Here is a 24,022-nt window from a genome sequence, read left to right on the forward strand (position 1 = left end):
CGCCCGATGAAAAGACAAATAACCCTTCAGGACAGCTTTCTGGCGCACGCGCGGATTGCCGGACGTATCCGGAAGACGGCCATGGCCTCCTCTCCGTCCTTGAGTACGTTGACCGGCGGAAATATATCCCTGAAGCTGGAAAATACTCAGAACACCGGCAGCTTCAAACTGCGCGGCGCCACCAACGCGGTTCTGTCGCTGACCGATGACCAGCGTGCTGCAGGAGTCGTGGGCGTTTCTACCGGCAATCACGGACGCGGGCTGGCATATGCCGCGGCACAGGCGGGTGTGCGTTGCGTCATCTGCATGTCGGAACTGGTGCCTCGGAACAAGGTTGACGGCATCAAATCCCACGGCGCAGAAGTGCGCATTGTCGGTCGTTCGCAGGATGATGCGCAGGTCGAAGTCGACCGGCTGGTATCAGAGGGCATGACCATGCTGCCCCCCTTTGATCACCGCGATATCATAGCTGGCCAAAGCACCGTAGCGCTGGAAATTCTCAAGCAGGAGCCAAATCTGGAAACCGTGCTGGTGCCCTTGTCGGGAGGCGGGCTGATTTCCGGAGTGGCGATGGTGATGAAGGCCGCAAACCCGGAAATACGGGTGATCGGCGTCTCGATGGAACGAGGCGCCGCCATGTACGAATGCCTGAAAGCAGGCAAACCCATTCTGGTCGAAGAAAAAGCGACGCTGGCCGACAGCTTAGGCGGAGGCATTGGGTTGGACAATGCCTATACCTTTGAAATGACCAAAGCGTTGGTGGATGAAATTGTACTTGTCACTGAAACTGAAATCGCCGAGGCAATCCGTCACGCGTATTTTCAAGAGCGACAGGTCATCGAAGGCTCTGGCAGCGTCGGCATTGCCGCGCTGCTGTCGGGCAAGGTTGACAATCCTGGCCGCTGTGTGTCGCTGATAAGCGGGCAGAACATCGACATGGTTTTGCACAAGCGCATCATCAATGGCGAAAACGTCGATGTCGAAGCAGAAACCCGAAAACAAGGAAGCGTGGATGCCTGATATCAAGATTCTTACGGAATCCGATCTGCGCAACGCTGTTGCGCTGGATGGTGACGCGGTCATGTGCGTGGAAGAGGCATTTCGCCTGCTTGCCACCAAAGATGTGCAGATGCCCCCGATTCTTAGTTTTCATGTGCCTGAGTACAACGGGGAGGTAGACGTAAAGACCGCCTACGTGCCGGGGCTGGACGGGTTTGCCATCAAGATGAGTCCCGGGTTTTTCGACAACCCTAATCTGGGCCTGCCCAGCCTCAATGGATTGATGGTGCTGTTTGACGCGAAAACCGGCGTCGTGCAGGCAGTACTTTTGGATAACGGCTATTTGACCGATGTCCGTACCGCCGCCGCCGGTGCGGTCGCGGCCAAACATCTGTCGCGGGAAGACAGCACAGTCGCAGGCGTCCTCGGCACAGGTATTCAGGCACGGCTGCAACTGGAAGCGCTGACATTGGTGCGCGATATCCAACGCGCCGTCATCTGGGGCCGCGATGTGCAGAAAGCCGAGGCGTGTGCGCGGGATTGCGCGGAAAAACTGGGCATCCAGGTCACCGCTGGCAGCATTGCCGAAGTAATGGAGCAGGCTGATATCGTTGTGACCACCACACCATCCGGCGAACCGCTGATCAGTGCCGAAATGCTCCGGCCCGGACAGCATGTGACTGCCATGGGTTCTGATGCCGATTACAAGACCGAGCTTTCACCAGATGTGATCCCCGCCGCGACGTTGTTTGTTGTGGACCGGCTGGCACAATCCGTAAAGCAAGGCGAGTTGCGCCCTGCACTGGCCGCGGGCACTGTCACCGAAACAGGGAGATTTCCCGAACTGGGCCAAATTATTGCGGGCCAGGTACCGGGCCGGGCTTCGGATGCGGACATCACCGTCTGCGACTTGACCGGAACCGGTGTACAGGACACCGCTATAGCAACACTTGCAGGTTCCCGCGCCAATGCGGCGGGTGCAGGCACCAACATTACCAGCTGATCAACCAGGACTTACCCATATGGCAAACCCAAAGCTGTATTTTTCGCATGCTGAATACCAGCAACGCATCAGCAATACCCGGGCCGAAATGGCGCGGCGTGGACTCGATCTTTTGATCGTTACCGATCCTTCGAACATGAACTGGCTGACCGGTTATGACGGCTGGTCCTTCTATGTGCATCAATGCGTTGTGCTGGGCATGGACGGCGACCCGATCTGGTATGGGCGTGGTCAGGATGCAAATGGCGCCCTGCGCACCTGCTTTATGAATCCCGCCAATATCATCGGCTACCCGGACCACTATGTGCAGTCGACCGAACGGCACCCGATGGATTACCTTTCGGCACAACTGAAGGACCGTGGACACGACAGCGGCAATATCGGCGTCGAGATGGACAACTACTGGTTCACGGCCGCAGCTTTTGCGTCGTTGCAAAAACACCTGCCCAATGCCCGCTTTGCCGATGCCAATGCGCTGGTCAACTGGCAGCGTGCGGTAAAATCCGAGGCCGAACTTACTTTTATGCGCCAGGCCGGCAAGATCGTCGAACGGATGCATCAGCGGATCTTCGACAAGGTCGAACCCGGCATGCGCAAATGCGATCTTGTCGCCGATATCTATGACGCCGCCCTGCGCTTTGACGAAAGTTTGGGCATTGGCGGTGATTATCCGGCCATCGTGCCACTGTTGCCGTCTGGACCCGACGCCGCCGCGCCGCATCTGACCTGGGATGACCTGCCGATGAAGTCTGGCGAAGGGACCTTTTTCGAGATTGCTGGCGTCGTGCACCGCTATCATTGCCCATTGTCCAGAACCGTGTTTCTGGGCAATCCGACGCAAACCTTCCTGGATGCCGAAAAAGCAGTGCTTGAAGGCATGGATGCGGGGCTGGAGATGGCCAAGGCAGGCAACACCTGCGAAGACATTGCCAAGGCCTTTTTCAAGGTTCTGAAAAAATATGGCATCGAGAAGGACAACCGCACCGGTTATCCCATCGGCGTGTCTTACCCGCCGGACTGGGGCGAGCGCACCATGTCGCTGCGCCCGGGCGATACGACGGTTCTGCAGGAAAACATGACTTTCCACTTCATGACGGGTCTTTGGATGGAAGACTGGGGTTTCGAGATCACCGAAAGCATTCGCATCGGCGCGAACGGGCCGGAATGCCTGTCAAACGTGCCGCGCAAAATGGTCGTAAAGGACTGATCCATGAAGGAAAATCCGATCTCATCCACCATCCCGCTTGACCAGGATGGGGTGCATCACGGCTTTCTGAAACTACCTTACAGCCGCGATGACAGCGCCTGGGGTTCAATCATGATCCCGCTGACCGTGATCCGGAATGGCGAAGGCAAAACTGCGCTTTTGACCGGGGCCAACCACGGTGATGAGTACGAAGGCCCCATCGCCCTGCACGAATTGGCGGCCACGACCCGCGCCGAAGATGTGACCGGCAGGCTGATCATCATCCCTGCCTTCAACTATCCCGCCTTCCGGGCCGGAACCCGTACTTCGCCGATCGACAAAGGCAACATGAACCGGTCGTTTCCGGGCCGCCCTGACGGCACCGTGACCGAGAAGATCGCTGACTATTTCCAGCGCACGCTTCTGCCGTTGGCCGACGTCGCAGTGGATTTCCACTCAGGCGGCAGAACACTGGATTTTGTGCCTTTTGCCGCAGCCCATATTCTTGAGGACAAGGCCACACAGGACGCCTGTTTCGCCGCGATGAAGGCATTCAATGCCCCGTACTCGGTACAGCTTCTGGAAATTGACAGCGCCGGTATGTACGACACCGCAGTCGAGGAGATGGGAAAGGTACTTGTCACTACCGAACTTGGTGGTGGCGGCTCTTCCACCGCCCGCAGTAATGCGATTGCCAAGAAGGGACTGCGCAACGTCCTGATACACTTCGGCATCCTGCAAGGCGAGATGCAGATCGACGAAACGGTGAACCTGTCCATGCCCGATGACGAGTGCTTTTTGTTCAGCGAAGGCGACGGGCTTTATGAGGTGATGGTGGATTTGGGTGAACCGGTTTCCAAGGGCGATCTGGTCGCCCGTGTCTGGCCGCTGGACCGAACTGGGCAGCCACCGCGCGAATACCACGCGCGCCGCGATGGCCATGTCATCAGCCGCCACTATCCCGGCCTGATCCAGTCCGGGGATTGTCTGGCAGTTGTTGGCGTGACCGAGACGTAATTGGACCAATCACATGCAATTGGATCAGCGCGACCTACAGATTCTGCGCGTGCTTTCGACCGAGGGCCGCATTACCAAGGCCGCGCTGGCCGACCGGATCGGTTTGTCGCCGACGCCCTGCTGGGATCGGCTGAAGAAGCTGGAACAAGCCGGGTTGATCGAAGGATACGGTGCCCACATCAACCTGCGGAAACTGGCGCCGCATGTGACAGTGTTTGTTGCGGCAGAGATCACCGATCACACCGCTGCCAGCTTTCGGGCTTTTGAGGCTGCGATGCAGCGCTATGACGAGGTAACCGCCTGCTGGGCACTTGGCGGAGGTTTTGACTATCTTCTGCAGATCATCACCCGGGATATCGACGCCTATCAACGTTTGATCGACGAAATGTTGGACGCCCGCATCGGTCTGTCGAGGTATTTCACATATGTCGTGACCAAACCGGTCAAGGGTCAAACCCCTCCACCCTTTGAACTGTTGCTAGGCCGGAGTTAGGCAAAGGTTCAGGGTCCTTGTCAGATGAATCCTCTGTCAGCGGGGCCAAATTCGGCCACAACTTCTAAGGCGATCGGGCAGAATCGGCTGCGAAGGTTTGGAGGTTGTTCATGACAGAAACCGCTCTCTCTGCTCGCGCAGATATTGCAGACAAGGCATTAGTACGTTCTTTTTCCTATATAAATGGAAAATGGTGTGCTGCCGCCAATGGCAGATCTTTTCCTGTCACCGACCCGGCAGACGGAACCGAACTCGGTCATGTCGCAAGCCTTTCGGCAGAGGAATCATCTGGTGCGGTTGAGGTTGCTCAGGCAGCTTTTCCGGCTTGGTCCGCACTTCTTCCCCAACAGCGCGCAAAGATCTTGCGCCGCTGGTACGAGCTGCAGCTGGATCACAAGGAGGACCTGGCCCGCATCATGGTGCTGGAACAGGGCAAGCCGTTGTCGGAAGCCCGCGGCGAGATCGAGTACGGCGCAGCTTTTGTGGAGTTTTATTCCGAGGAAGCCAAACGCCCAAATATCGAAGGCGTGACCAGCCACCTGGCGGATGCTGAAGTGGAATTGTGGCGCGAACCAATGGGTGTTGCGGCCCTGATCACGCCATGGAATTTCCCCTCGGCGATGCTCACCCGCAAGGCAGCTGCGGCTCTGGCAGCAGGCTGTACCGTTGTTGCCCATCCGTCCGGGGAAACCCCTTTCAGCGCGTTGGCGTTGGCAGAACTTGCCGAACGCGCGGGCATCCCTGCCGGTGTGTTCAACGTCGTCACCGGAGAGGCCGCCACAATCGTGGAGCCGTGGACGCGCGACAAGCGGGTCCGGGCGTTGTCATTCACGGGCTCTACAGCCATCGGCAAGTTGCTCTACCGCCAGTCCGCCGACACGGTGAAACGGCTGGTGATGGAATTGGGTGGACACGCGCCGGTGATTGTTTTCAAAGGCGCCAATTTGGATCGGGCGGTTGCCGAAACCATCAAGGCAAAGTTTGCAACATCCGGACAAGATTGCCTTGGGGCGAACCGGATCTTTGTCGAACGCCCGGCCTATGCAGAATTCTGTGCCAAGTTCACCGAAGCTGCAAAGGCTCTGACAATCGGACGGGGCCTGGATGACTGTGATATCGGCCCATTGATGAACGAAAAGGCGGTACAGAAGCAGGAAGAGCATGTGGCGGACGCGATGGCCAAGGGTGCCAAGCTGTCCTGTGGTGGCAAGCGTCACGCGCTGGGTCCTTTGTTTTATGAACCCACCGTGCTGACGGATGTACCCGCTGACGCTCTGATCATGTCGGAGGAAACATTTGGCCCTGTCGCCCCGATCACTCCTTTCGACACCGAGGAAGAAGTGATTGCACGAGCCAATGACAGCGAATACGGGCTGGTGGCCTATGTTCACAGTCACGACCCACGCCGTATCTACCGGCTGAGCCGGGCGTTGCAATATGGCATGGTGGCGGTCAACCGCACAAAGGTCACTGGCGCGCCCATACCGTTCGGCGGCACCAAACAATCCGGCCTGGGTCGCGAAGGGGCCCGTTTGGGCATGGAAGAATTTACCGAAATAAAATACGTCTGCCGTGACTGGGCGTGATCCACACGGATGAGAAAGGAAAACTGATGCTGAAGAACGACCAACTCGACCAGTGGGATCGCGAGAATTTTTTCCACCCCTCGACCCATCTGGCGCAGCACGCTCGGGGGGAAAGCCCGAACCGCGTGATTAAGACCGCCAGCGGCGTCTTTATCGAAGATCGTGACGGCAACAAGCTGCTGGATGCCTTTGCCGGGCTCTATTGCGTGAATGTCGGCTATGGTCGTCAGGAAATTGCCGAGGCGATTGCAGAGCAAGCCCGCGAACTGGCCTATTACCACGCTTACGTGGGTCACGGTACCGAGGCCTCGATCACGCTGTCAAAGATGATCCTGGACCGGGCGCCCAAGAACATGTCGAAGGTTTATTTTGGGCTTGGCGGTTCCGATGCAAATGAAACCAATGTCAAGCTGATCTGGTACTACAACAACATTCTGGGTCGCCCCGAGAAGAAGAAGATCATCTCGCGCTGGCGAGGGTATCATGGTTCGGGTCTGGTTACCGGCTCACTGACCGGGCTGGAATTGTTTCACAAGAAATTCGACCTGCCGGTGGAACAGGTGATCCACACCGAGGCGCCCTATTACTATCGCCGCACCGACCTGAAACAGACTGAAGACCAGTTTGCGGCCCATTGCGCGGCCGAACTGGAAGCGCTGATCGAGCGCGAGGGCGCAGATACAATCGCAGCCTTCATAGGCGAGCCGGTGCTGGGCACCGGCGGCATCGTTCCGCCGCCCGCAGGGTACTGGAAAGCGATCCAGACGGTGCTGAAAAAACACGACATCCTGCTGGTCGCAGATGAGGTGGTAACCGGCTTTGGCCGCCTCGGCACCATGTTCGGTTCGGATCACTATGGGATAGAGGCCGACATCATAACCATCGCCAAGGGCCTCACCTCGGCCTATGCGCCGCTTTCCGGATCCATCGTCTCGGACAAGGTCTGGAAAGTGTTGGAACAGGGCACGGATGAAAATGGCCCGATCGGCCACGGCTGGACTTATTCGGCGCACCCGATCGGGGCCGCGGCAGGGGTTGCCAACCTCAAGCTGATTGACGAGTTGAACCTTGTGCGAAATGCCGGCGACGTTGGGGCCTACCTCAATGCCACCATGGCCGAGGCATTGTCGGACCATGCCAATGTCGGCGACGTGCGCGGCGAAGGTATGCTATGCGCTGTTGAGTTCGTGAAGGACAAGGACAGTCGCACCTTCTTTGACGCAGCCGACAAGATCGGCCCGCAGGTATCGGCCAAATTGCTGGAGCAAAGCAAAATCATCGCCCGCGCCATGCCACAAGGCGACATCCTCGGCTTTGCGCCACCCTTCTGCCTGACCCGCGAAGAGGCGGATCAGGTTGTGGCCGGGACAGTTCAGGCCGTCAAAGCCGTACTTGGATGAACCCCGCCGATAGTCTGACGAGAGGGCCGGTCATTCCGGCCCTTTGTCATTCCGGCTTGTTCAACTCGCCAGTTGTCAGGATCGCGCCAGCCTGGGCTTAATCAGGCGGCGCACAAGTTAAGTGCCGTTGAAAAACGTCTGCGCGCCAGAGTCGCGCTGCCGCCGAACCACAGCCGTACCTAGACACGCTGACGGTCGGTGAATAGTTCTCTTTCCCGGCCTTGCAGTTAACATTTTTCGGGAATAGCTCTTGCGAGCTTCAGCATCTCTCTTGCCTGCCGCCATGTTGCCACGGGACGATCATAGCGGTCGCAAAGTTCGACCGCGCGTCTTACCAGCGCCGCGTTGGAAGGCGCTAGCGTACTTCTATCGAGCCTGACGTTGTCTTCGAGGCCAGTGCGCGTGTGACCACCGGCGGCAATAGCCCATTCGTTGACAACAATCTGGTTCGGCCCGATACCAGCGGCGCACCATTCAGCGTTTGGTGCACGGGCCTGCATGGTTTTGACGTAATAGTCGAATACGTCACGGTCAGCGGGCATCGCATTCTTCACCCCCATAACGAATTGCACATAGAGTTGGCCCGGCAAAATGCCTTCGCCATGCATGTGAATGGCGTTCAGAATATGGCTGAGGTCAAAGGCTTCGACTTCGGGGATTACGTTGTATTTGCGCATTTCAGCAGCGAGCCATCGCACCAGATCCGGCGGGTTTTCGTAGACGCGCGTGGGAAAATTGTTCGAGCCTACCGACAACGAGGCCATATCGGGTGCCAAAGGCAGCATTCCACCTCTTTCTTTCCCTGCGCCCGAGCGTCCTCCGGTCGAAAACTGGATGATCATCCCGGGGCAGTGCTTTTCCACACCTTCCTTGAGCCGGGCAAATTTTTCGGGGTCCGAACTTGGTGTCTGGTCGTCGTTCCGAACATGGGCATGGACGATTGAAGCCCCTGCTTCGAACGCTTCGTGGGTGCTTTCGATCTGTTCCTGCACGGTAATAGGAACTGCAGGGTTGTTGGCCTTTGTTGGCAACGACCCCGTGATGGCAACGCAGATGATGCAGGGCTTGGTCATGGCTTGGCCTATCCTGGTGGGTCCACCGGCCAACTTGAACCGGGCGATGAACAAACTGCCTCAGATATCGAAAAAAACGGTCTCATCCTGGCCTTGCAGCTTGATGTCAAAGCGATAAACCGCCTGCCCGTCCCGTTCGGAACGCTTCGCAATCAGAGTATCGCGCCGTCGTTCCCATTCGATCAGGTTAAGCACCGGGTCAGCAGCATTTGCCTGGACTTCGTCGTCGAAATAAATGCGCGTGTTCAGTCCGACATTGATGCCGCGGGCAACGATCCACAAACTGATATGTGGGGCCTGAACGCCAACGTTGCGCCCCCGGGTCGGTCCGGGCTTGACCGTATCGAATGCCCATTCGCCGGTGTCAAAGTTGGTGATGACGCGGCCCCAGCCTCGAAATCCGACCTCAACCTCTCCCTCGTCTTCCGGGTGTGCATAGTGACCTTCGGAATTGGCTTGCCACGCCTCAAGCAACACATCCTTGATCGGGCTGCCGGTGCCATCAATCACCACACCTTCGATGCGAATGCGCTCTCCTTTCGCATTTGGACCTGCGATGTCGTGCCCAAGTTCGTGTTTGTATATGTCAAATCCGGCTGCCCCCGGCGCAAGACCGATATGGACATACGGCCCAGCCGTCTGAGACGGTGTTTCCTTGAGGTATCTGAGCTCCTGCGGCATGATCAGTTCCCCTCCAGGCGGTTCTCGAACAGGGTCGAACGGCGCCCCCTGAGCACCATGTCGAATTTGTAGGCGATTGTGTCGAGCGGGATGGTAGAGTTCAGATCCAAAGGCGCGATCAGTCGCTCGATTGCGTCTGGGTCCGGAATGGTGTTGATGATCGGGCATTGCGGGATCAGCGGGTCGCCTTCGAAATAGCACTGAGTGATCAGACGCTGCGCAAACGCGCTACCGAATATCGACAGGTGGATATGTGCAGGACGCCAACTGTTGACCCAGTTTCGCCAGGGATAGGCCCCGGGTTTGACCGTTCGAAAGTAGTAGTATCCATTTTCGTCAGTCAGGGTTCGGCCGCAACCACCAAAATTCGGATCGATCGGCGCGAGGTAGGTGTCTTTCCTATGCCGGTAACGACCGCCCGCATTGGCCTGCCAGATCTCGACCAGGGTACCAGGAACCGGTCGACCATTTTCGTCCAGAACGCGCCCATGAAGTATGATGCGCTCGCCGATGGCGCTTTGGTCGGGTTGCGCGTAATTGTAGATCAGATCGTTGTCATTCGGGCCGATGTCGTTGTGACCAAAGACGGGACCCGTGACTTCGCCGATCGAGTTTTGCAACGAGATCAAAGAGTACTGAGGTGAGCGCGACACGCTTGTCTTGTAGTTTGGCGTGAGGGCCGGAGGATGCCATTCACGATCCCTCTGATAGAACTCGCCTGGTTTCAACATTGTCAGATCTCTCCTCCCTATTCTGGTGCTGCGCGCGTTTGGCTGTCATTCCTTTTCCATTTCGTCATAGGTCTGCCTGGCCAGCTTGAATGCGTGATTGGCACGCGGCACACCGGCATAGATCGCCACATGCTGAAATGCCTCCAACACATCCTGCTTGCTGGCCCCGGTCCGAGCCGTGGCGCGGATATGCATGGGGATTTCGTCAAAGTTTCCCAGTGCCGCCAACAAGGCAAGTGTCAGCATCGAACGTTCGCGGTCACTGATCCCATCCGAGGCCCAGACCGTGCCCCACGCCGCTTCGGTGATCAGGGTCTGGAACGGTTCATCAAAATCCGACTTTGCCGCTTCGGCACGATCAACGTGGGCGTCACCCAGAATTCTCCGGCGCACCTCCATTCCGTCGCGAAATCGGTCGTTCATTCAGGCGTCTCCTTTGAAACCTCGTTTCTCTGATCGGCAAACAGGGCAACATGAAACGGACGATTTGGGTTCAAACATCCTGTCCACATCAATATGGCAGCCCCACATAGTTTTGCGCAAACACCGACTGTGCCTCGCGATTTTCCCGCAGGAAATCTATGTCTGCCTGCTGCATCTTGAGATCGAATTCGTTCTGATATGGAAAGCGATGCAGCAGGTTGGTGGTAGACCAGCTGAAACGCTCTGCTTTCCATATGCGCGCCAATGCCTTTTCCGAGTAGCGGTCGATACCTTCACTGTCACCCTCCTCAAAAAACTGCATCAATCCATGATAGAGATAGTGAATGTCGCTGGCGGCGGTGTTCAATCCTTTGGCCCCGGTTGGGGGTACGATATGGGCGGCATCCCCGCAAAGGAACAGGCGCCCCCAGCGCATGGGTTCGACAACGAAAGACCTGAGCGGCGCAATTGATTTCTCGACCGATGGGCCGGTCACCAGATTTTCCGCGTATTTTTCGGGAATGCGGCGCTTGAGTTCATCCCAGAATGCGGCGTCCGTCCAATCCTCGGGGCTGTCGGACAGGGAACACTGGATGTAGTACCGGCTGAGATGTTCGTTGCGCATCGAGCACAGGGCAAAGCCACGGTCGGATCCAGCATAGATCACTTCGTCGTTCACGGGTGGCGTTTCAGACAGAACGCCCAACCACCCAAAAGGATAGAGTTTTTCGTATTCGCGTCGCACGGTCAGGGGAACGGTCTGACGGCTGACCCCGTGAAATCCATCACAACCGGCGACGTAGTCACAGTCGATGCGGTATTCGGTGCCGTCGACCAGGTAGGAGACGTTCGGTGTATCGGTATCTGCGCCGTGAATGGTGACATTGTCTGTATTGAAAATGACCTTGCCACCTGCGGCCTCGCGGGCATCGTATAGGTCCCGTGTCAACTCGGTTTGGCCATAGACGACAACGTGACTGCCGGTCAGCTCCTTGAAGTTGATGCCAAATTCCGTACCGCCATAAGAGATCACCGTACCGTCATGGACAAAGCATTCCCTGTCCATTCTTTCCGATACTCCTGCCTCGCGCATAAGCTCGACAAATCCGACTTCCAGAATCCCCGCGCGAATGCGGCCGAGAACATAGTTCCTGGTTTTCCTTTCCAGAACGACCGTGTCGATACCCTTTCGATGGAGTAGCTGGCCCAGCAACAGCCCTGACGGGCCACCGCCAATTATGGCGACTTGCGTGCGCATGGTGGTCCTCCCAAAATCTTTGAATAAGATATTGCTTGTCGAATAGATCAAAGTAAAACGATCTTATCGTTCCCGCCTTTTGGAAACTATGGCTCGATGCCCGATCGCTCTTAGCCGCGTCGGAAGTGTGTCAACGACAAATAGGTACCCGTCGTCAGGCCATTACTGCCGTTTGATTCATCGCAATGTAGGTTGGGTTGGGAAAAAATATATTCAAAGCGCATCGTCAACAGTTGGACACTTGTTCATGAAACTGACGGCAGGCTCGATAACTTTTGCAACCATACTCCTGCTGGCAGGGGCAGTGGCGTATGTGGTCATCGCCAGGAACGGCGAAGAACTGCCGCCCGGCTTTGTGCAGGGCAACGGGCGGATCGAGGCTGAACAGGTTGAAATCGCCCCGACCAGCGCCGGGCGCATCGCCCGGATCATGGCAGCAGAAGGCGAACTTGTCTCGGCTGGTGATATCCTTGTCGAAATGGATACGGATGAGTTGTCGGCTGCACTTGATCGAGCCAGAGCCGAAGTTGCCCTGGCGCGCCAGAACAAGGCCGAAGCCGAGGCCGTGGTCGTCCAGCGAGAGAGCGAACAGCGCAGGGCAAAGCAGGAATTTGACCGCGCGACAGCGTTGCTGGCCGGCCAGAACATTTCCGAAACCGTGTTCGAGGCACGCGTAACCGCCAAGGAAGTGGCCGAGGCTGTCCTGGGCGCGGCAAAGGCCCGCGTTGCAACTGCGGCTAGCCAGATCGTGGCAGCCGAGGCCGAAGTTCGACGGATCGTTGCAAAGATCGAAGACAGCTCCCTTGTTGCCCCCATGCCCGGACGGGTCCTCTATCGATTGGCTGAGCCCGGAGAAGTCGTCGGCGCGGGAGAGCCGATCCTGACCCTTCTCAGTCTTGAAAACATCTATATGGAAGTGTTCCTTCCGGCCCGAGAAGCAGGTCTTTTGCCAATCGGTGCCGAAGCGCGCATCGTACTTGATGCCCTGCCCGACTATGCCATCCCGGCAACCGTTACTTTCGTCTCGCCCGAAGCTCAGTTCACACCAAAGCAGGTGGAGACACTGAGCGAACGCGAACAACTGGTGTTTCGGGTCCGCGTCCGCATTCCAGAGGAACTGGTCTCGGAGCGGATAGAACATGTCAAAACCGGACTGAGGGGTATGGCGGTGATACGCCTCACGTCTGGCGCCGTATGGCCAGACGCTCTGGAAAGGCGCATTCCACCTGAGTTGTTCGAATGAGTGCCGGAGCAGCCGCAACGATCCGCGTTCAGGGCGTCACACATCGGTATCGCAAGGTTGTCGCACTGGACGCAGTATCATTGGAACTTCCCACCGGCCGGCTCACCGGGTTCATCGGGCCGGATGGGGTCGGAAAGTCGACCCTGCTGGGGCTTGTGACCGGAGCGAAAAAACTGCAGGCCGGAACAATTGATGTGCTTGGGGGTCCAATCGACGATCCGGCACATCGTCGCCGCGTGTGCCCTTCCATCGCTTTCATGCCGCAAGGGCTGGGCCGCAACCTGTATGCCGAACTGTCGGTCCGAGAGAACCTGGAGTTTTTTTCGGGCATCTTCGGACAAGGCCCGGAGGAACGCGATATCCGAATCGACGCGCTGTTGGCGGCGACGGGGCTTTCACCCTTCGCCGATCGGTTGATGGGCAAACTCTCAGGCGGCATGAAACAGAAATTGGGGCTTTGTTGCGCACTGATCCACGATCCGGAAATTCTGGTGTTGGATGAACCGACAACCGGCGTCGATCCGCTGTCACGTCGACAATTCTGGGCGTTGATCGACGCAATTCGGGCGGACAGCCCCAACCTGACCGTACTGGTTTCAACGGCCTATATGGATGAGGCTCAGCAATTTGACCAAATTGTCGCCATGGATAGGGGGCGCGTACTTTTCCAGGGGGCGCCCCAAGATTTAAAGGGCGACGAAGAAGACCTCGAAACAGCTTATAGGCGGCTCCGGACACACAAGACACCGCAGCAAAGCCAGGAACAAAAGCCAAGCCCACATACCACCGCTGAACCTGTTATTATCGCACGCGGCCTGACCCGTCGTTTTGGGGATTTCGTTGCAGTCGATGCCGTCAATTTCGCTATCAGGCCTGGAGAAATCTTCGGCTTTCTCGGGTCGAATGGCTGCGGCAAGTCGACAACCATGAAAATGCTGACCGGCCTGCTGCCCGCGAGTTCGGGCGAGGCCTATTTGTTTGGCAGGCCTGCTGACGCGCATGACCTGCAATTGCGCCGAGAAATCGGTTATATGAGTCAGGCATTTTCGCTTTATGGCGAACTGACTGTCCGCCAGAACCTGAAACTTCACGCCCGAATTTTCGAGATCGATAACCGCGATGCGCGGATCGACGAATTGCTGAATCGCTTCGCTCTTGGAGCCCATAGTGATGCGCTGGCCATGTCATTGCCTCTTGGCATCAAGCAACGATTGTCACTGGCAGTCGCTGTGATCCACCGCCCGAGAATTCTCATTCTGGATGAACCGACGTCAGGCGTGGACCCCGAGGCGCGCGACTCGTTCTGGGAGCTTCTGATCGAGCTGGCACGCCAGGAGAACGTGACAATCTTCGTCTCAACCCACTTCTTGTCTGAGGCCGAACGTTGCGACCGCGTCTCGTTCATGCATGCGGGTCGGGTTCTTGTCGAAGGTACACCGGATGAGCTGATTGCGGCGGAAGGTGTCGACAGTCTGGAAGCCGCCTTCGTGTCCGTTCTGCAAGCCGCCGATCCGCCAGTTCCAGTCTCGGCTCCGACGATCCCGGTTGACACAGCGCGCGCAGGAACCGGAGGAGGAGTCGGGCGGGTTTTGGCGTATGCTCGACGTGAAGCGATAGAAGTGTTGCGCGACCGAGTTCGGCTTGCGTTCGCGTTTTTGGGTTCAGCCCTGTTGATGCTGGTTTTCTGTTACGGGATCACGTTGGATATTGAGGAGCTGGACTTTGCGGTTTTCGACCTGTCACAAAGCCCGGAAAGCCGAGCTTATGTTGCCGAAATCGAAGGGTCACGGTACTTCCAGCCAACGACCCCACTGACCTCTGCAACCGAAGGGCATCGTCGGTTGGCCGCCAACGAAGTTTCTCTGGTCGTGGAATTACCGCCGGATTTCGGACGCAAGCTGCGCTCGGGCGAGCCGACAGAGGTTCTGGCGATCGTGGATGGGGCAATCCCGTTCAAAGGCGAGACGGTCGAAGGCTATGCCATGGGGCTGCACCAAACATTTCTGAACGTTCTGGCCGACAACAGTGGCGCGAAGAAAGCAGAGATTGCCCGGATCGAGCCGCGTTTCCGGTACAATCAGAGTTTCGAGAGCATAGCCGCGATGGCTCCTGCCATGCCCGCGATCCTGCTCATCATGCTGCCTGCGATCCTGATGGCCGTCAGTGTGGCGCGGGAACGGGAATTGGGTTCGGTGGTCAATTTCTATGTGACGCCCACGACGCGGCTCGAATTCCTGATCGGCAAGCAGATCCCCTATATTGTGATCGCATTTGCCAATTTTCTGCTTCTGACCGGGATGATCATTCTGGTTTTCGGTGTGCCGCTCAAAGGCAATCCGATTCCACTTGCGATTGGCGCACTCCTCTATGTTTGGGCCACAACGTCCTATGGCTTGCTGATCGCAACCATGACGTCAAGCCAGGTTGCCGCAACCTTTGCAACCGCCATCGCCTCGGTTGTGCCCACCATCCAGTTTTCCGGCCTGCTGCAACCGGTCTCGACCCTGGAGCCCGGCGCGCAGACGATCGGATCGCTGTGGCCGTCGTCCTATTTCCTGCACTTGAACGTCGGTGCATTCACCAAAGGTCTGAGTTGGGAAGCGCTTGGCCCTGATATTCTGGCGCTGGCCTGCTTTGGGCCGGTGTTTACAGCAATTGCGGTGCTGGCGCTTCGGGCTCAGGAGAAGTAAATGCGACGGTTGCATTGCATTTTCTGGCTTGGACTGAAGGAGATGATAAGCCTGCGCCGCGATTGGGTGATGATGGCGCTACTGGTTTGGTCGTTCACTCTGTCACCGATCATGGAAGCGACCGGAGTTTCAACTTCTGTCAACAACGCGTCAATTGCGTTTTCGGATGAAGACAACTCTCCGCTTTCTCGTGCGTTGGCCGCTGCATTCTTTCCACCAGAGTTCCAGCCCGTGGTGCACATCAAGCCCGGGACGGGTACGGCAGAGATGGATGCGGGTCGTTTCATCTTTGTCGTTGCTGTACCGCCGGGTTTCGAAAAGGATCTCCGGGCCAACCGTTCTCCAGAGATTCAGGTGCTCATCGACGCGACCGCAATGGAACAGGCGGGGATAGGGTCAAGCTATATCTCCAACATTCTGAGTGCTGAAATCCGCCGCTTCGCCATTGGTGCCGATCTATTGGATCCGCCCAAAATCGGCATGATCGTGCGCAGCGCCTTCAATCCGAACCGCGATACGGTCCGATTTGCCGGGATCGTTGCCCTGATCGGTCAGATCATGTGGCTGACCACGATCCTGACAGGAGCAGCGATGATCCGTGAGCGCGAGCATGGAACGATCGAGCATTTGCTTGCCATGCCGGTAACACCGTTCGATATCGCTGCCGCCAAGATATGGGCAAACGCCGCAGTGGTTCTTGTTGCGACGGCGCTGTCGATGACATTTGTTCTGCAAGGATCATTGGGAGTGGTCATCGCGGGGTCGAAGGTTCTTTTTCTTCTCGGCACCGCGTTGTTTCTTTTCACCGCTACAGCTTTGGGAGTATTTCTGGCAACGCTCGCGCGATCCATGGCGCAGTTTGCGCTTTTGGTGATGCTGACGATCCTGCCGATGCTGATGCTGTCAGGCGGCGAAACCCCGATCGAGGGGCAGCCCGAATGGTTGCAGGTTGCAACTCTGCTCCTTCCGTCTCGCCACTACATGTCCGCCAGCCAGGCAATCGTCTTCAAGGGAGCCGGGATCGAAACCGTCTGGCCTGAGTTCTTCTGGATGACATTGCTGGGGGCCATGCTTTTGACCACAAGCCTTTTACTCTTTAGGCGTTCCGTTGCGCATGGCAGCTAGAGGGGCGCGGCGACAAGCAAGGCCACGTCGTGTTCTTCTGACCACCTGCCGTACTGTTCTGATTGCTCTCTTGTGAATCTGGCGCCACGCTACGTTCGAAGAACCTGGCTCAAGGCCCAGCAATCCCTGTTCGGCGCGGACAACGCTCGCGGATTTCTGTTGAGTTCGGTTCGAACTTGCCCTAGTCACGGCACTACCTCGGGGTGCGCGTCACATCGCGCTGAGATGCCATCCGGCGAACCCGTTGAACCTGAACCGGCTAGAACCGGCGGAGGGAAAGGTAGCGGATTCATCCATCCTTGTCCTGACGCCGCAATGGAGGATGATATGAGACATCTGATTATTGCTGCGGGAATACTGAGTGCAACGTCGGCCTTTGCCGCCGACAAACCCCAGTTGACCGTTTACACCTATGACAGCTTCGTATCCGACTGGGGCCCCGGCCCTCAGATCGAAGAGGCGTTCGAGGCAGTGTGTGACTGTGACCTGAATCTTGTCGGCCTCGAAGACGGCGCAGCCCTTTTGTCGCGTGTGCGGCTGGAAGGCGAGAACTCGGACGCCGATGTTGTGTTGGGGCTCGACACAAACCTGATTTCAGCAGCGAGGGAAACCGGGCTGTTCGCATCCCATTCGGTGAGCGCCAACTTTGCGCTGCCCGTCGACTGGAGCGATTCAGAATTTGTCCCCTATGATTGGGGTTATTTCGCCTTTGTTCACAACGCCGACGTGCCGGCTCCCGCCAACTTCCGCGAGCTGGCGGACAGCGACACCAAGATCATCATTCAGGATCCGCGTTCGTCCACACCGGGCCTGGGCCTGCTATTGTGGGTCAAGGCGGCCTATGGGGCCGACGCACCGGCTCTCTGGGCAGATCTGTCCGACAATATCGTGACCGTCACAAAGGGCTGGTCCGAGGCTTATGGTCTGTTTCTCGAAGGTGAATCCGACATGGTGCTGAGCTACACCACCTCGCCCGCCTATCACTTGATTGCCGAGGAAGACGCTTCCAAATCCGCCGCAATGTTCGACGAAGGACATTACATGCAGATTGAGGTGGCCGCAAAACTGGCACATACCGACCAGCCGGAACTGGCCGACGAATTTCTGACCTTCATGGTTTCTGACGCGTTCCAGCAGATCATTCCAACAACGAACTGGATGTATCCCGCCGTAATCCCGTCAGTTGGGTTGCCCAAAGGGTTCGAAACCCTGCACACACCCGCAAAGGCTCTTTTTTTCCAGCCTGACGAAGCTGAACCCGTGCGAGACGAGGCTCTGGCCGAATGGCTGGGCGCACTCAGCCAGTAAGCCCCTATCCGGGGTTCTGCGCGGCTGCACTTGTGGCCGCGCTGATACTGGGGACACTCAGCGCAGTAGCCCTGCGTGCCGAAGCCGGGCGTGGATTCGGCCCGGCGGACTGGGCTGCCTTGCGGTTTACCCTGACACAAGCCACTCTATCGGCATTGATCAGCACCGGGCTGGCCATTCCGGTCGCCCGCGCGCTTGCACGACGGCGTTTTCGGGGTCGGCGTGCGCTTATCGCGTTGCTGGGAGCGCCATTCATTTTGCCCGTCATCGTTGCGATTCTCGGGCTGTTGCAAGTCTTTGGACGTGCCGGTTGGATTTCGGATTTTCTGAGCCTGTTCGGGCTACCACCCATTCAGATTTATGGATTGCACGGGGTGGTCTTGGCCCATGTGTTTTTCAACCTTCCCCTGGCAACCCGTCTTGTTTTTCAGGGCTGGCAGGAAATCCCCGCGGAACGCTTTCGACTGGCTGCGCAACTGGGCTGTGACGGTCGCGCCATTTTCCGGTTGATCGAGATACCGATGCTGACCCGTGTTCTTCCCGGAACGATGGCCGTCATTTTTGCCATTTGCCTGAGCAGCTTCGCGGTCGCCCTGACCTTGGGGGGCGGGCCGCGCGCGACAACGGTCGAACTCGCTATCTATCAGGCATTTACCTATGACTTTGATCTGGGGCGGGCGGCACTTTTGTCTGCCTTGCAGTTGCTGTTGACCGCCGCCGCCGCACTGACCGCCCTAAGGCTTTCACGCCGGGAAGGGTTCGGTTCAGGGCTCGACAGGGCCATTCGACGTTGGGACGGTGACGGAACGATTATCGATACGCTTTGGATCGTGTCAGGTGCGACTTTTTTGTTTCTGCCGCTTGCCTCGGTTGTGATATCAGGATTAACCGGGCTTGCAGAGTTGCCCATACCGATCATTCGCGCGGCACTGATTTCGGTTCTTGTCGCCGCCGCCAGTACGGTTTTCCTTTTGCTTCTGGCCCTGCCAATGGCCGCAGCGGTTGCCAACAGGCGCTTTGGGTTGGTTGAACTCGGAGGCATCCTCGGGCTTGCCGCGTCGCCGTTGGTGATCGGCACCGGATTGTTCATCATGATCCGGCCGGTGGCAAATCCAACGATGTTGGCATTGCCGGTCACTGCGCTGGTAAATGCGGTCATGGCATTGCCGTTTGCTTTGCGAATTCTTGTGCCCGCCGCACGAGATGTATCTTCACGATATGGGCGCTTGGCACTCTCGCTGGATATGGGCGGATGGGTTTTCTTTAAGCGCGTCATGCTTCCCCGTATGCGCCCGCAGATCGGGTTTGCCGCAGGTCTCGCTGCCGCGCTTTCCATGGGCGATCTCGGAGTGATCGCGCTTTTTGCCGACGCACAGGTTGCCACCCTGCCCCTTCAGATTTACCGCTTGATGGGCGCTTATCAAATGCAGGCCGCAGCGGGCGGCGCATTGATATTGCTGATCCTATCGATGGGAGCATTCTGGGCTTTGGATCGCGGAGGGCGGTGGCATGCTGAAGCTTGAGAACTGCGTTCTTGGGAACGGCAATTTCGTTTTGCGCGCCAATCTCCAGATCGAGGCCGGAGCGAGTGTCGCGATAATTGGCCCCTCGGGGGAGGGAAAAACCACCCTTCTGGAAACCATCGCCGGGTTCCGCGATCTGAAAGAAGGGCAGATATCGTGGCAGGGTCGAGACATGACCCATATCCCGCCGGGAAAACGCCCATTGGCAATGTTGTTTCAGGACGGCAATCTCTTCCCTCATCTAAGTGCCGAGCGGAACATAGCCCTGGGGATCCGCCCGAAAGGTCGCCTTTCAAAGGCCGAAGAGGTACAGGTACAGGATGCCCTGATGCGAGTTGGGTTGTCCGGGATGGGTGATCGTAAGCCTTCCCAGCTGTCCGGCGGGCAACAAAGCCGCGTCGCCTTGGCTCGCGTGCTTGTGCAGCGGCGACAGTTGCTTTTGCTGGACGAACCGTTCGCCGCCCTTGGTCCCGCACTGAAAGCGGAAATGCTGGATCTTGTTTCCAATCTGGTTAACGAGACCAATACAACCTTGTTGATGATCAGCCATGATCCCCAAGATGCGCGTCGTATTGCAAATCAGACAATCCTGGTCACGGATGGGCTCGTGCATCCTCCGGCAGTGACAACGCAACTTTTTGAAACTCCCCCTCCGGGCCTGCGCGATTACCTGGGCTAGGGGTGCTCCGAACGGGCGACCACCAGCGATCGCAACCACGGATCGGTCCGTTCGCGATCGAAACCCAACCTGAGTATGAAGTTGTACGACCAAAGGCTGATGATATCGCGATGGAAGTTTGCACAATAACCTCGAAATACAGCTGATATCGGTAGGGTTGTCGAGATCTGAATTCGGTCCGGGTCAAAAAACGGTCCTGGTTTTGGCGCTAGCTCGCTATCACGTGACCGCCTCAGACTAGACGTATTGGCGGTCACTGCTTAACGTTCTGATAAGAATTTAATAATGGGAGGATAATATGTTCAAAATAGCGACCGGCACGATCTTAGGCGCAACAATAGCACTGTCTACCCTTGGGAGTGCTACCACTGGCAACGCTCAGGAGATGTCATTTTTCATTACAAGTGACGGGGCTGGCGACGGTGCGAATTTCGGCGGATTGGAAGGTGCTGATGCGCATTGCACGAAACTTGCCGAAGCTGCCGGATCTTCGCGAACATGGGCCGCATATCTGAGCGCAAGCATGGTGATTGACCGCAGCAGCGGAAGCCCCAAAGTAACCAACGGCATCAGCGCAAGAGACCGGATCGGATCAGGCCCGTGGTACAATGCCAAAGGTGAGATGATCGCGAAAGATGTGGACGATCTGCACAGTGCCAACGCGAATATCAACCTTGAAACCGGGCTGGACGAAAACGGCAATCCTATCAATGGACGAGGCAGCAAGCCGAACGAACATGACATCCTTACAGGAACAGACTCGAACGGACATTTCTCGACAGCTGGCGGGGATACGACCTGCGGCAACTGGACAAGCAACGGCGAGGGTTCTGCAATAGTCGGTCACCATGACCGGGCCGGGCTGAACGACTCCCGGAATATGGTGTCGTGGAATTCCTCGCATGCCTCAGTAGGCTGTGGCGAAGGGGACCTTCCCAAGACCGGCGGCGCAGGGTTGCTGTACTGCTTCGCAATCGATTGAGTCTGCGACACCTGTACTTGGTTAACATGTGCCAAGCATAGTCGAACTGTCACATCTTTAGTAGCACAAGCGCCATCGCTGCGACGGTGGCGTCGTGAGCTGCCCCTACGAAATTCGGACACTGACATTGTCTGACGAAAGTTCTCGCTTTTCGTCATCAAAAAAATATGCGGTGCGCCGATCACATCTGCAGGGTGAAAGTCCAGGGCAGCAGGGCGTTGAAATCGGATTGCTTGTGCCCGATTGCGATGGCGGTCAGGGTTTTGGCAAGCCACGCGGCATGGGGATCGACGCTGTTTGGCTCCAGTTCCACGCGACCGTCGCCAAGGAACACGGTCAGGCCTTCCCGGTATTTGGCAACGTAGCTCTGGGTCTCACCGATGAGTGATTTGGCGAAAATCCAACGTTGCCGCCGACGACGAGATACCGGGAACAGGATCAGAGGTCACAACCAAAGGTGCAAAGTCGGGCTCTGGACGTGTTGCGGTTTGATGCCGCTCCTTTGATAGCATTTAGCCCGAATTGAACCGCCTGCCCGTGTGTCCTGCAGAGAGGATGAGCGCGGTGCTGGAACACATCAAGGCCGAGCAGGACAACACCCCGCCGAAGAAACGCTGCGCCAAGGAAGCCCGCAAAGCCAGCCAGAGCTGCGATGTCTGAGGTCTCCGCCCTGTCGGGCTTTGCTCACCTCAGCGCCCAGTTGGGACATGTCCATTTTGCAGAACCAGCGACATTTCTACTTGGTTACAACATTCTCCACGCGCAGGGGGGCGCTACCCTGAACAGCAACCTGTGCCCTTCACGGAGAACCGGGCAATCCGGCCAAACCTGTACGGGTCGACCGTCAACCGATGTCAGGATCTCGCACCGGATCATGATCGCCCGCCATTGTGTCGTCAAAATGGATATGTGAAACTTCCCAGAAGACAATTAGAGGTATATCCAGTTGAGGAGTGCCGTCACGATGACGGGCAAGATGAAGAAAACCGGCGGCGCCTTCTTGTCGATGCTGCACCTGGACAGGCGAACCAAAACACCCCTTACCCGACAACTTGAGAACAAGATACGCAAAGCGATCCTGAATGGCTCCCTGCCCCAGGAAACGCGCTTACCTTCAACCCGCCAATTGGCACAGGATCTTGGTGTATCACGTCTTACGATCAAAAACGCATTTGAACAGCTTGTCACCGAGGGTTTTCTGGAATCACACACAGGCTCAGGCACTTACGTGGCAAACTTGTCACCTGGCGATCTGCCGATCGAAGTCTCTCCCTCGCGGCGATTGCATCCCTCGCTCAACCTCGGCCCTGTATCACCCCATATAGAGCAGATCCTCGGGTCGCGCTCGACAACCCGACTTGACCAGGTCTCGGCGTTCAGACCGGGTATTCCGGCCCTGGATCTTTTTCCGCGCCGTGCCTGGGCCGAGGCGCAATCTCGCGCAACCCGCAACCAGGATTCAGCTTTGCTTGGATACGGCCCCCCAGGTGGGCTTGAAGAGTTGAAACGTGCGATTGCCGGCCATGTCAGGGACAGCAGAGGTATCGAATGCGACGCGGACCAGATCGTCGTGACAGCCGGTGCTCAACAGGCTTTTTCAATTGTTCTCATGACCCTTCTGACGCGCGGCAACACCATATGGATGGAAGATCCGGGCCACATTGCATTTCGGGATACCGCGCGGCTTCAGGGGTTGAACGTTCGATCCGTACCGCTTGATAGCGAAGGTTTTTCAATCGCCTATGCCGTCGCCAATCATGACCCCTGCAACCTGATATTTGTCACTCCGTCGCACCAACACCCGCTTGGCATGACGATGAGCCTCCCTCGCAGAATGGAGTTGCTGGAACTGGCGCGCGATCAGAAAGCGTGGATTGTCGAAGACGACTATGACAGCGAATTCCACTATGAAGAGCGCCCCCAACCCGCCCTCAAGGCACTCGACCCGAACGCGGGAATTCTCTATGTCGGCAGCTTTTCAAAAACAATGTTTCCTGCCATTCGGCTTGGCTATCTGATTTGCCCGCCCGGATTTAGCGGCGCCTTTGCCACCGCTGGAACATTGCTAAGTCAGAATGTATCGCTCCTCCAACAAAAGGCGATGGCTCTTTTCATGCAGGATGGGAGTTACAATGCTCATATCCGAAAGATGAAACAAGCATACCGACAGCGTCGCGATCTTCTTGTCACAACCTTGACGGATCACGCAGCAGATATTCTGGAATCAGCACCTTGCAAGGCGGGTATCCATCTTTTTGCAAGGTTCAACGATACCACGATATCCGATCGTGAAATGGCAAAGCGCCTTTGGGATGCCGGCATCGATTGCCTGCCGGTCTCGATCTTCAGGGATCAGGCGCCTGTTGCCCCCGGCCTTCTGCTGGGGTTTGCCTGCGCACCGGAACAACAGATTGTCGAAAAGACCATGCAAGCTGTTGTTTGCCTGAAACGTGGTGTTCAGCTCACATGAACAGCTGGAAAGGCCCCGTTGCCGGGGCCTTTTCGCCTTCTTCCCAGTTTATCATGTTGGCCATGGCAGGGAGTATGTTTTGACGTTTGTGAAGAACTTCATGGCTTCGATGACGCCTTCTTTTACGCCGTTTCCGCTGTCCTTGATGCCGC

The 24,022-nt window shown here is 57.1% G+C and carries 21 protein-coding genes and 1 riboswitch; of the genes, 15 read left to right on the forward strand and 6 right to left on the reverse strand.

What is annotated here, in order from left to right; genetic code table 11:
* Positions 1-6 precede the first annotated feature (6 nt).
* The 7 genes from eutB to ACR0LZ_RS19945 all read left to right on the forward strand — a co-directional run bounded on the left by eutB (position 7) and on the right by ACR0LZ_RS19945 (position 7,684).
* Positions 7-1,020, forward strand: a complete 1,014-nt coding sequence (gene eutB, locus ACR0LZ_RS19915) for a hydroxyectoine utilization dehydratase EutB (RefSeq protein WP_480751903.1) — start codon at positions 7-9, stop codon at positions 1,018-1,020.
* Complete coding sequence (locus ACR0LZ_RS19920) at positions 1,013-2,002, forward strand: cyclodeaminase (protein WP_480751904.1); 990 nt, start codon at positions 1,013-1,015, stop codon at positions 2,000-2,002. The genes eutB and ACR0LZ_RS19920 overlap by 8 nt, the downstream gene beginning before the upstream one ends.
* A 19-nt stretch (positions 2,003-2,021) precedes the next feature.
* Positions 2,022-3,209 (forward strand): ectoine hydrolase DoeA, encoded by a 1,188-nt coding sequence (gene doeA / locus ACR0LZ_RS19925; RefSeq protein ID WP_480751906.1) that lies wholly within the window; start codon positions 2,022-2,024, stop codon positions 3,207-3,209.
* Positions 3,210-3,212: 3 nt separating this feature from the next.
* Positions 3,213-4,205, forward strand: a complete 993-nt coding sequence (doeB, locus tag ACR0LZ_RS19930; protein WP_480751907.1) for a N(2)-acetyl-L-2,4-diaminobutanoate deacetylase DoeB — start codon at positions 3,213-3,215, stop codon at positions 4,203-4,205.
* 13 nt (positions 4,206-4,218) lie between these two features.
* Positions 4,219-4,698, forward strand: a complete 480-nt coding sequence (locus ACR0LZ_RS19935) for an Lrp/AsnC family transcriptional regulator (protein ID WP_480751908.1) — start codon at positions 4,219-4,221, stop codon at positions 4,696-4,698.
* 110 nt (positions 4,699-4,808) lie between these two features.
* Positions 4,809-6,284, forward strand: coding sequence for an NAD-dependent succinate-semialdehyde dehydrogenase (locus ACR0LZ_RS19940; protein ID WP_480751910.1), 1,476 nt, complete (start codon positions 4,809-4,811; stop codon positions 6,282-6,284).
* Positions 6,285-6,310: 26 nt separating this feature from the next.
* Complete coding sequence (locus ACR0LZ_RS19945; protein WP_480751912.1) at positions 6,311-7,684, forward strand: aminotransferase; 1,374 nt, start codon at positions 6,311-6,313, stop codon at positions 7,682-7,684.
* A 227-nt stretch (positions 7,685-7,911) separates the two neighbouring features.
* Here ACR0LZ_RS19945 and ACR0LZ_RS19950 read toward each other — a convergent pair whose 3' ends face one another.
* The 5 genes from ACR0LZ_RS19950 to pobA all read right to left on the reverse strand — a co-directional run bounded on the left by ACR0LZ_RS19950 (position 7,912) and on the right by pobA (position 11,850).
* The gene (locus ACR0LZ_RS19950; RefSeq protein WP_480751913.1) at positions 7,912-8,757 is read right to left on the reverse strand and encodes a 3-oxoadipate:acetyl-CoA acetyltransferase; all 846 of its coding nucleotides are present in this window, start codon (positions 8,755-8,757) and stop codon (positions 7,912-7,914) included.
* A gap of 60 nt (positions 8,758-8,817) precedes the next feature.
* Positions 8,818-9,438 carry a protocatechuate 3,4-dioxygenase subunit alpha gene (gene pcaG, locus ACR0LZ_RS19955; RefSeq protein ID WP_480751915.1) on the reverse strand — a complete coding sequence of 207 codons (621 nt, stop codon included), beginning with the start codon at positions 9,436-9,438 and terminating at the stop codon, positions 8,818-8,820.
* A gap of 2 nt (positions 9,439-9,440) precedes the next feature.
* On the reverse strand, positions 9,441-10,169 hold the full coding sequence (pcaH, locus tag ACR0LZ_RS19960; RefSeq protein ID WP_480751916.1) for a protocatechuate 3,4-dioxygenase subunit beta: 729 nt from the start codon (positions 10,167-10,169) through the stop codon (positions 9,441-9,443).
* A gap of 45 nt (positions 10,170-10,214) precedes the next feature.
* Positions 10,215-10,592, reverse strand: coding sequence for a 4-carboxymuconolactone decarboxylase (gene pcaC / locus ACR0LZ_RS19965; protein WP_480751918.1), 378 nt, complete (start codon positions 10,590-10,592; stop codon positions 10,215-10,217).
* Between the two features lie 88 nt (positions 10,593-10,680).
* On the reverse strand, positions 10,681-11,850 hold the full coding sequence (pobA, locus tag ACR0LZ_RS19970; RefSeq protein ID WP_480751919.1) for a 4-hydroxybenzoate 3-monooxygenase: 1,170 nt from the start codon (positions 11,848-11,850) through the stop codon (positions 10,681-10,683).
* A gap of 247 nt (positions 11,851-12,097) precedes the next feature.
* Here pobA and ACR0LZ_RS19975 point away from each other — a divergent pair, with 247 nt between their 5' ends.
* From ACR0LZ_RS19975 to ACR0LZ_RS20005, 7 genes are all read left to right on the forward strand, one after another.
* Entirely contained in the window at positions 12,098-13,093 is a 996-nt protein-coding gene (locus ACR0LZ_RS19975; RefSeq protein ID WP_480751920.1) for an HlyD family secretion protein, read from the forward strand.
* The gene (gene rbbA, locus ACR0LZ_RS19980; RefSeq protein ID WP_480751921.1) at positions 13,090-15,783 is read left to right on the forward strand and encodes a ribosome-associated ATPase/putative transporter RbbA; all 2,694 of its coding nucleotides are present in this window, start codon (positions 13,090-13,092) and stop codon (positions 15,781-15,783) included. The genes ACR0LZ_RS19975 and rbbA overlap by 4 nt, the downstream gene beginning before the upstream one ends.
* Positions 15,784-16,908 carry an ABC transporter permease gene (locus ACR0LZ_RS19985; RefSeq protein ID WP_480751923.1) on the forward strand — a complete coding sequence of 375 codons (1,125 nt, stop codon included), beginning with the start codon at positions 15,784-15,786 and terminating at the stop codon, positions 16,906-16,908.
* A 189-nt stretch (positions 16,909-17,097) separates the two neighbouring features.
* A riboswitch (TPP riboswitch) is annotated at positions 17,098-17,203 on the forward strand.
* 32 nt (positions 17,204-17,235) lie between these two features.
* Positions 17,236-18,216: a thiamine ABC transporter substrate binding subunit gene (thiB, locus tag ACR0LZ_RS19990; protein WP_480751924.1), complete on the forward strand. Its 981-nt coding sequence runs from the start codon at positions 17,236-17,238 to the stop codon at positions 18,214-18,216.
* Positions 18,192-19,739, forward strand: a complete 1,548-nt coding sequence (locus tag ACR0LZ_RS19995; protein ID WP_480751926.1) for an ABC transporter permease family protein — start codon at positions 18,192-18,194, stop codon at positions 19,737-19,739. The genes thiB and ACR0LZ_RS19995 overlap by 25 nt, the downstream gene beginning before the upstream one ends.
* Positions 19,726-20,418, forward strand: a complete 693-nt coding sequence (locus tag ACR0LZ_RS20000) for a thiamine ABC transporter ATP-binding protein (RefSeq protein ID WP_480751927.1) — start codon at positions 19,726-19,728, stop codon at positions 20,416-20,418. Before ACR0LZ_RS19995 ends, ACR0LZ_RS20000 begins: the two co-directional genes overlap by 14 nt.
* Before the next feature lie 298 nt (positions 20,419-20,716).
* Entirely contained in the window at positions 20,717-21,400 is a 684-nt protein-coding gene (locus ACR0LZ_RS20005; protein ID WP_480751928.1) for a hypothetical protein, read from the forward strand.
* Between the two features lie 181 nt (positions 21,401-21,581).
* Here ACR0LZ_RS20005 and ACR0LZ_RS20010 read toward each other — a convergent pair whose 3' ends face one another.
* Positions 21,582-21,734 (reverse strand): transposase domain-containing protein, encoded by a 153-nt coding sequence (locus tag ACR0LZ_RS20010; RefSeq protein WP_480751930.1) that lies wholly within the window; start codon positions 21,732-21,734, stop codon positions 21,582-21,584.
* Positions 21,735-22,364: 630 nt separating this feature from the next.
* On the opposite strand from ACR0LZ_RS20010, the gene pdxR reads away from it, so the two are divergent.
* Positions 22,365-23,870, forward strand: coding sequence for a MocR-like pyridoxine biosynthesis transcription factor PdxR (gene pdxR, locus ACR0LZ_RS20015; RefSeq protein WP_480751931.1), 1,506 nt, complete (start codon positions 22,365-22,367; stop codon positions 23,868-23,870).
* Positions 23,871-24,022: the final 152 nt, after the last annotated feature.

It is taken from the genome of Ruegeria sp. CI1, from assembly GCF_056536925.1.

Excerpts from the sequence above, each read along its gene's own strand:
- pcaC (WP_480751918.1), bottom strand. The coding sequence starts at position 10,592 with ATGAACGACCGATTTCGCGACGGAATGGAGGTGCGCCGGAGAATTCTG.
- doeA (WP_480751906.1), top strand. The coding sequence starts at position 2,022 with ATGGCAAACCCAAAGCTGTATTTTTCGCATGCTGAATACCAGCAACGC.
- rbbA (WP_480751921.1), top strand. The coding sequence starts at position 13,090 with ATGAGTGCCGGAGCAGCCGCAACGATCCGCGTTCAGGGCGTCACACAT.
- eutB (WP_480751903.1), top strand. The coding sequence starts at position 7 with ATGAAAAGACAAATAACCCTTCAGGACAGCTTTCTGGCGCACGCGCGG.
- ACR0LZ_RS19945 (WP_480751912.1), top strand. The coding sequence starts at position 6,311 with ATGCTGAAGAACGACCAACTCGACCAGTGGGATCGCGAGAATTTTTTC.
- ACR0LZ_RS19935 (WP_480751908.1), top strand. The coding sequence starts at position 4,219 with ATGCAATTGGATCAGCGCGACCTACAGATTCTGCGCGTGCTTTCGACC.
- ACR0LZ_RS20005 (WP_480751928.1), top strand. The coding sequence starts at position 20,717 with ATGTTCAAAATAGCGACCGGCACGATCTTAGGCGCAACAATAGCACTG.
- thiB (WP_480751924.1), top strand. The coding sequence starts at position 17,236 with ATGAGACATCTGATTATTGCTGCGGGAATACTGAGTGCAACGTCGGCC.
- pcaH (WP_480751916.1), bottom strand. The coding sequence starts at position 10,169 with ATGTTGAAACCAGGCGAGTTCTATCAGAGGGATCGTGAATGGCATCCT.
- pcaG (WP_480751915.1), bottom strand. The coding sequence starts at position 9,438 with ATGCCGCAGGAGCTCAGATACCTCAAGGAAACACCGTCTCAGACGGCT.
- ACR0LZ_RS19950 (WP_480751913.1), bottom strand. The coding sequence starts at position 8,757 with ATGACCAAGCCCTGCATCATCTGCGTTGCCATCACGGGGTCGTTGCCA.
- ACR0LZ_RS19995 (WP_480751926.1), top strand. The coding sequence starts at position 18,192 with ATGGCTGGGCGCACTCAGCCAGTAAGCCCCTATCCGGGGTTCTGCGCG.
- doeB (WP_480751907.1), top strand. The coding sequence starts at position 3,213 with ATGAAGGAAAATCCGATCTCATCCACCATCCCGCTTGACCAGGATGGG.
- ACR0LZ_RS19940 (WP_480751910.1), top strand. The coding sequence starts at position 4,809 with ATGACAGAAACCGCTCTCTCTGCTCGCGCAGATATTGCAGACAAGGCA.
- ACR0LZ_RS19920 (WP_480751904.1), top strand. The coding sequence starts at position 1,013 with ATGCCTGATATCAAGATTCTTACGGAATCCGATCTGCGCAACGCTGTT.
- ACR0LZ_RS19985 (WP_480751923.1), top strand. The coding sequence starts at position 15,784 with ATGCGACGGTTGCATTGCATTTTCTGGCTTGGACTGAAGGAGATGATA.
- pdxR (WP_480751931.1), top strand. The coding sequence starts at position 22,365 with ATGACGGGCAAGATGAAGAAAACCGGCGGCGCCTTCTTGTCGATGCTG.
- ACR0LZ_RS19975 (WP_480751920.1), top strand. The coding sequence starts at position 12,098 with ATGAAACTGACGGCAGGCTCGATAACTTTTGCAACCATACTCCTGCTG.
- pobA (WP_480751919.1), bottom strand. The coding sequence starts at position 11,850 with ATGCGCACGCAAGTCGCCATAATTGGCGGTGGCCCGTCAGGGCTGTTG.
- ACR0LZ_RS20000 (WP_480751927.1), top strand. The coding sequence starts at position 19,726 with ATGCTGAAGCTTGAGAACTGCGTTCTTGGGAACGGCAATTTCGTTTTG.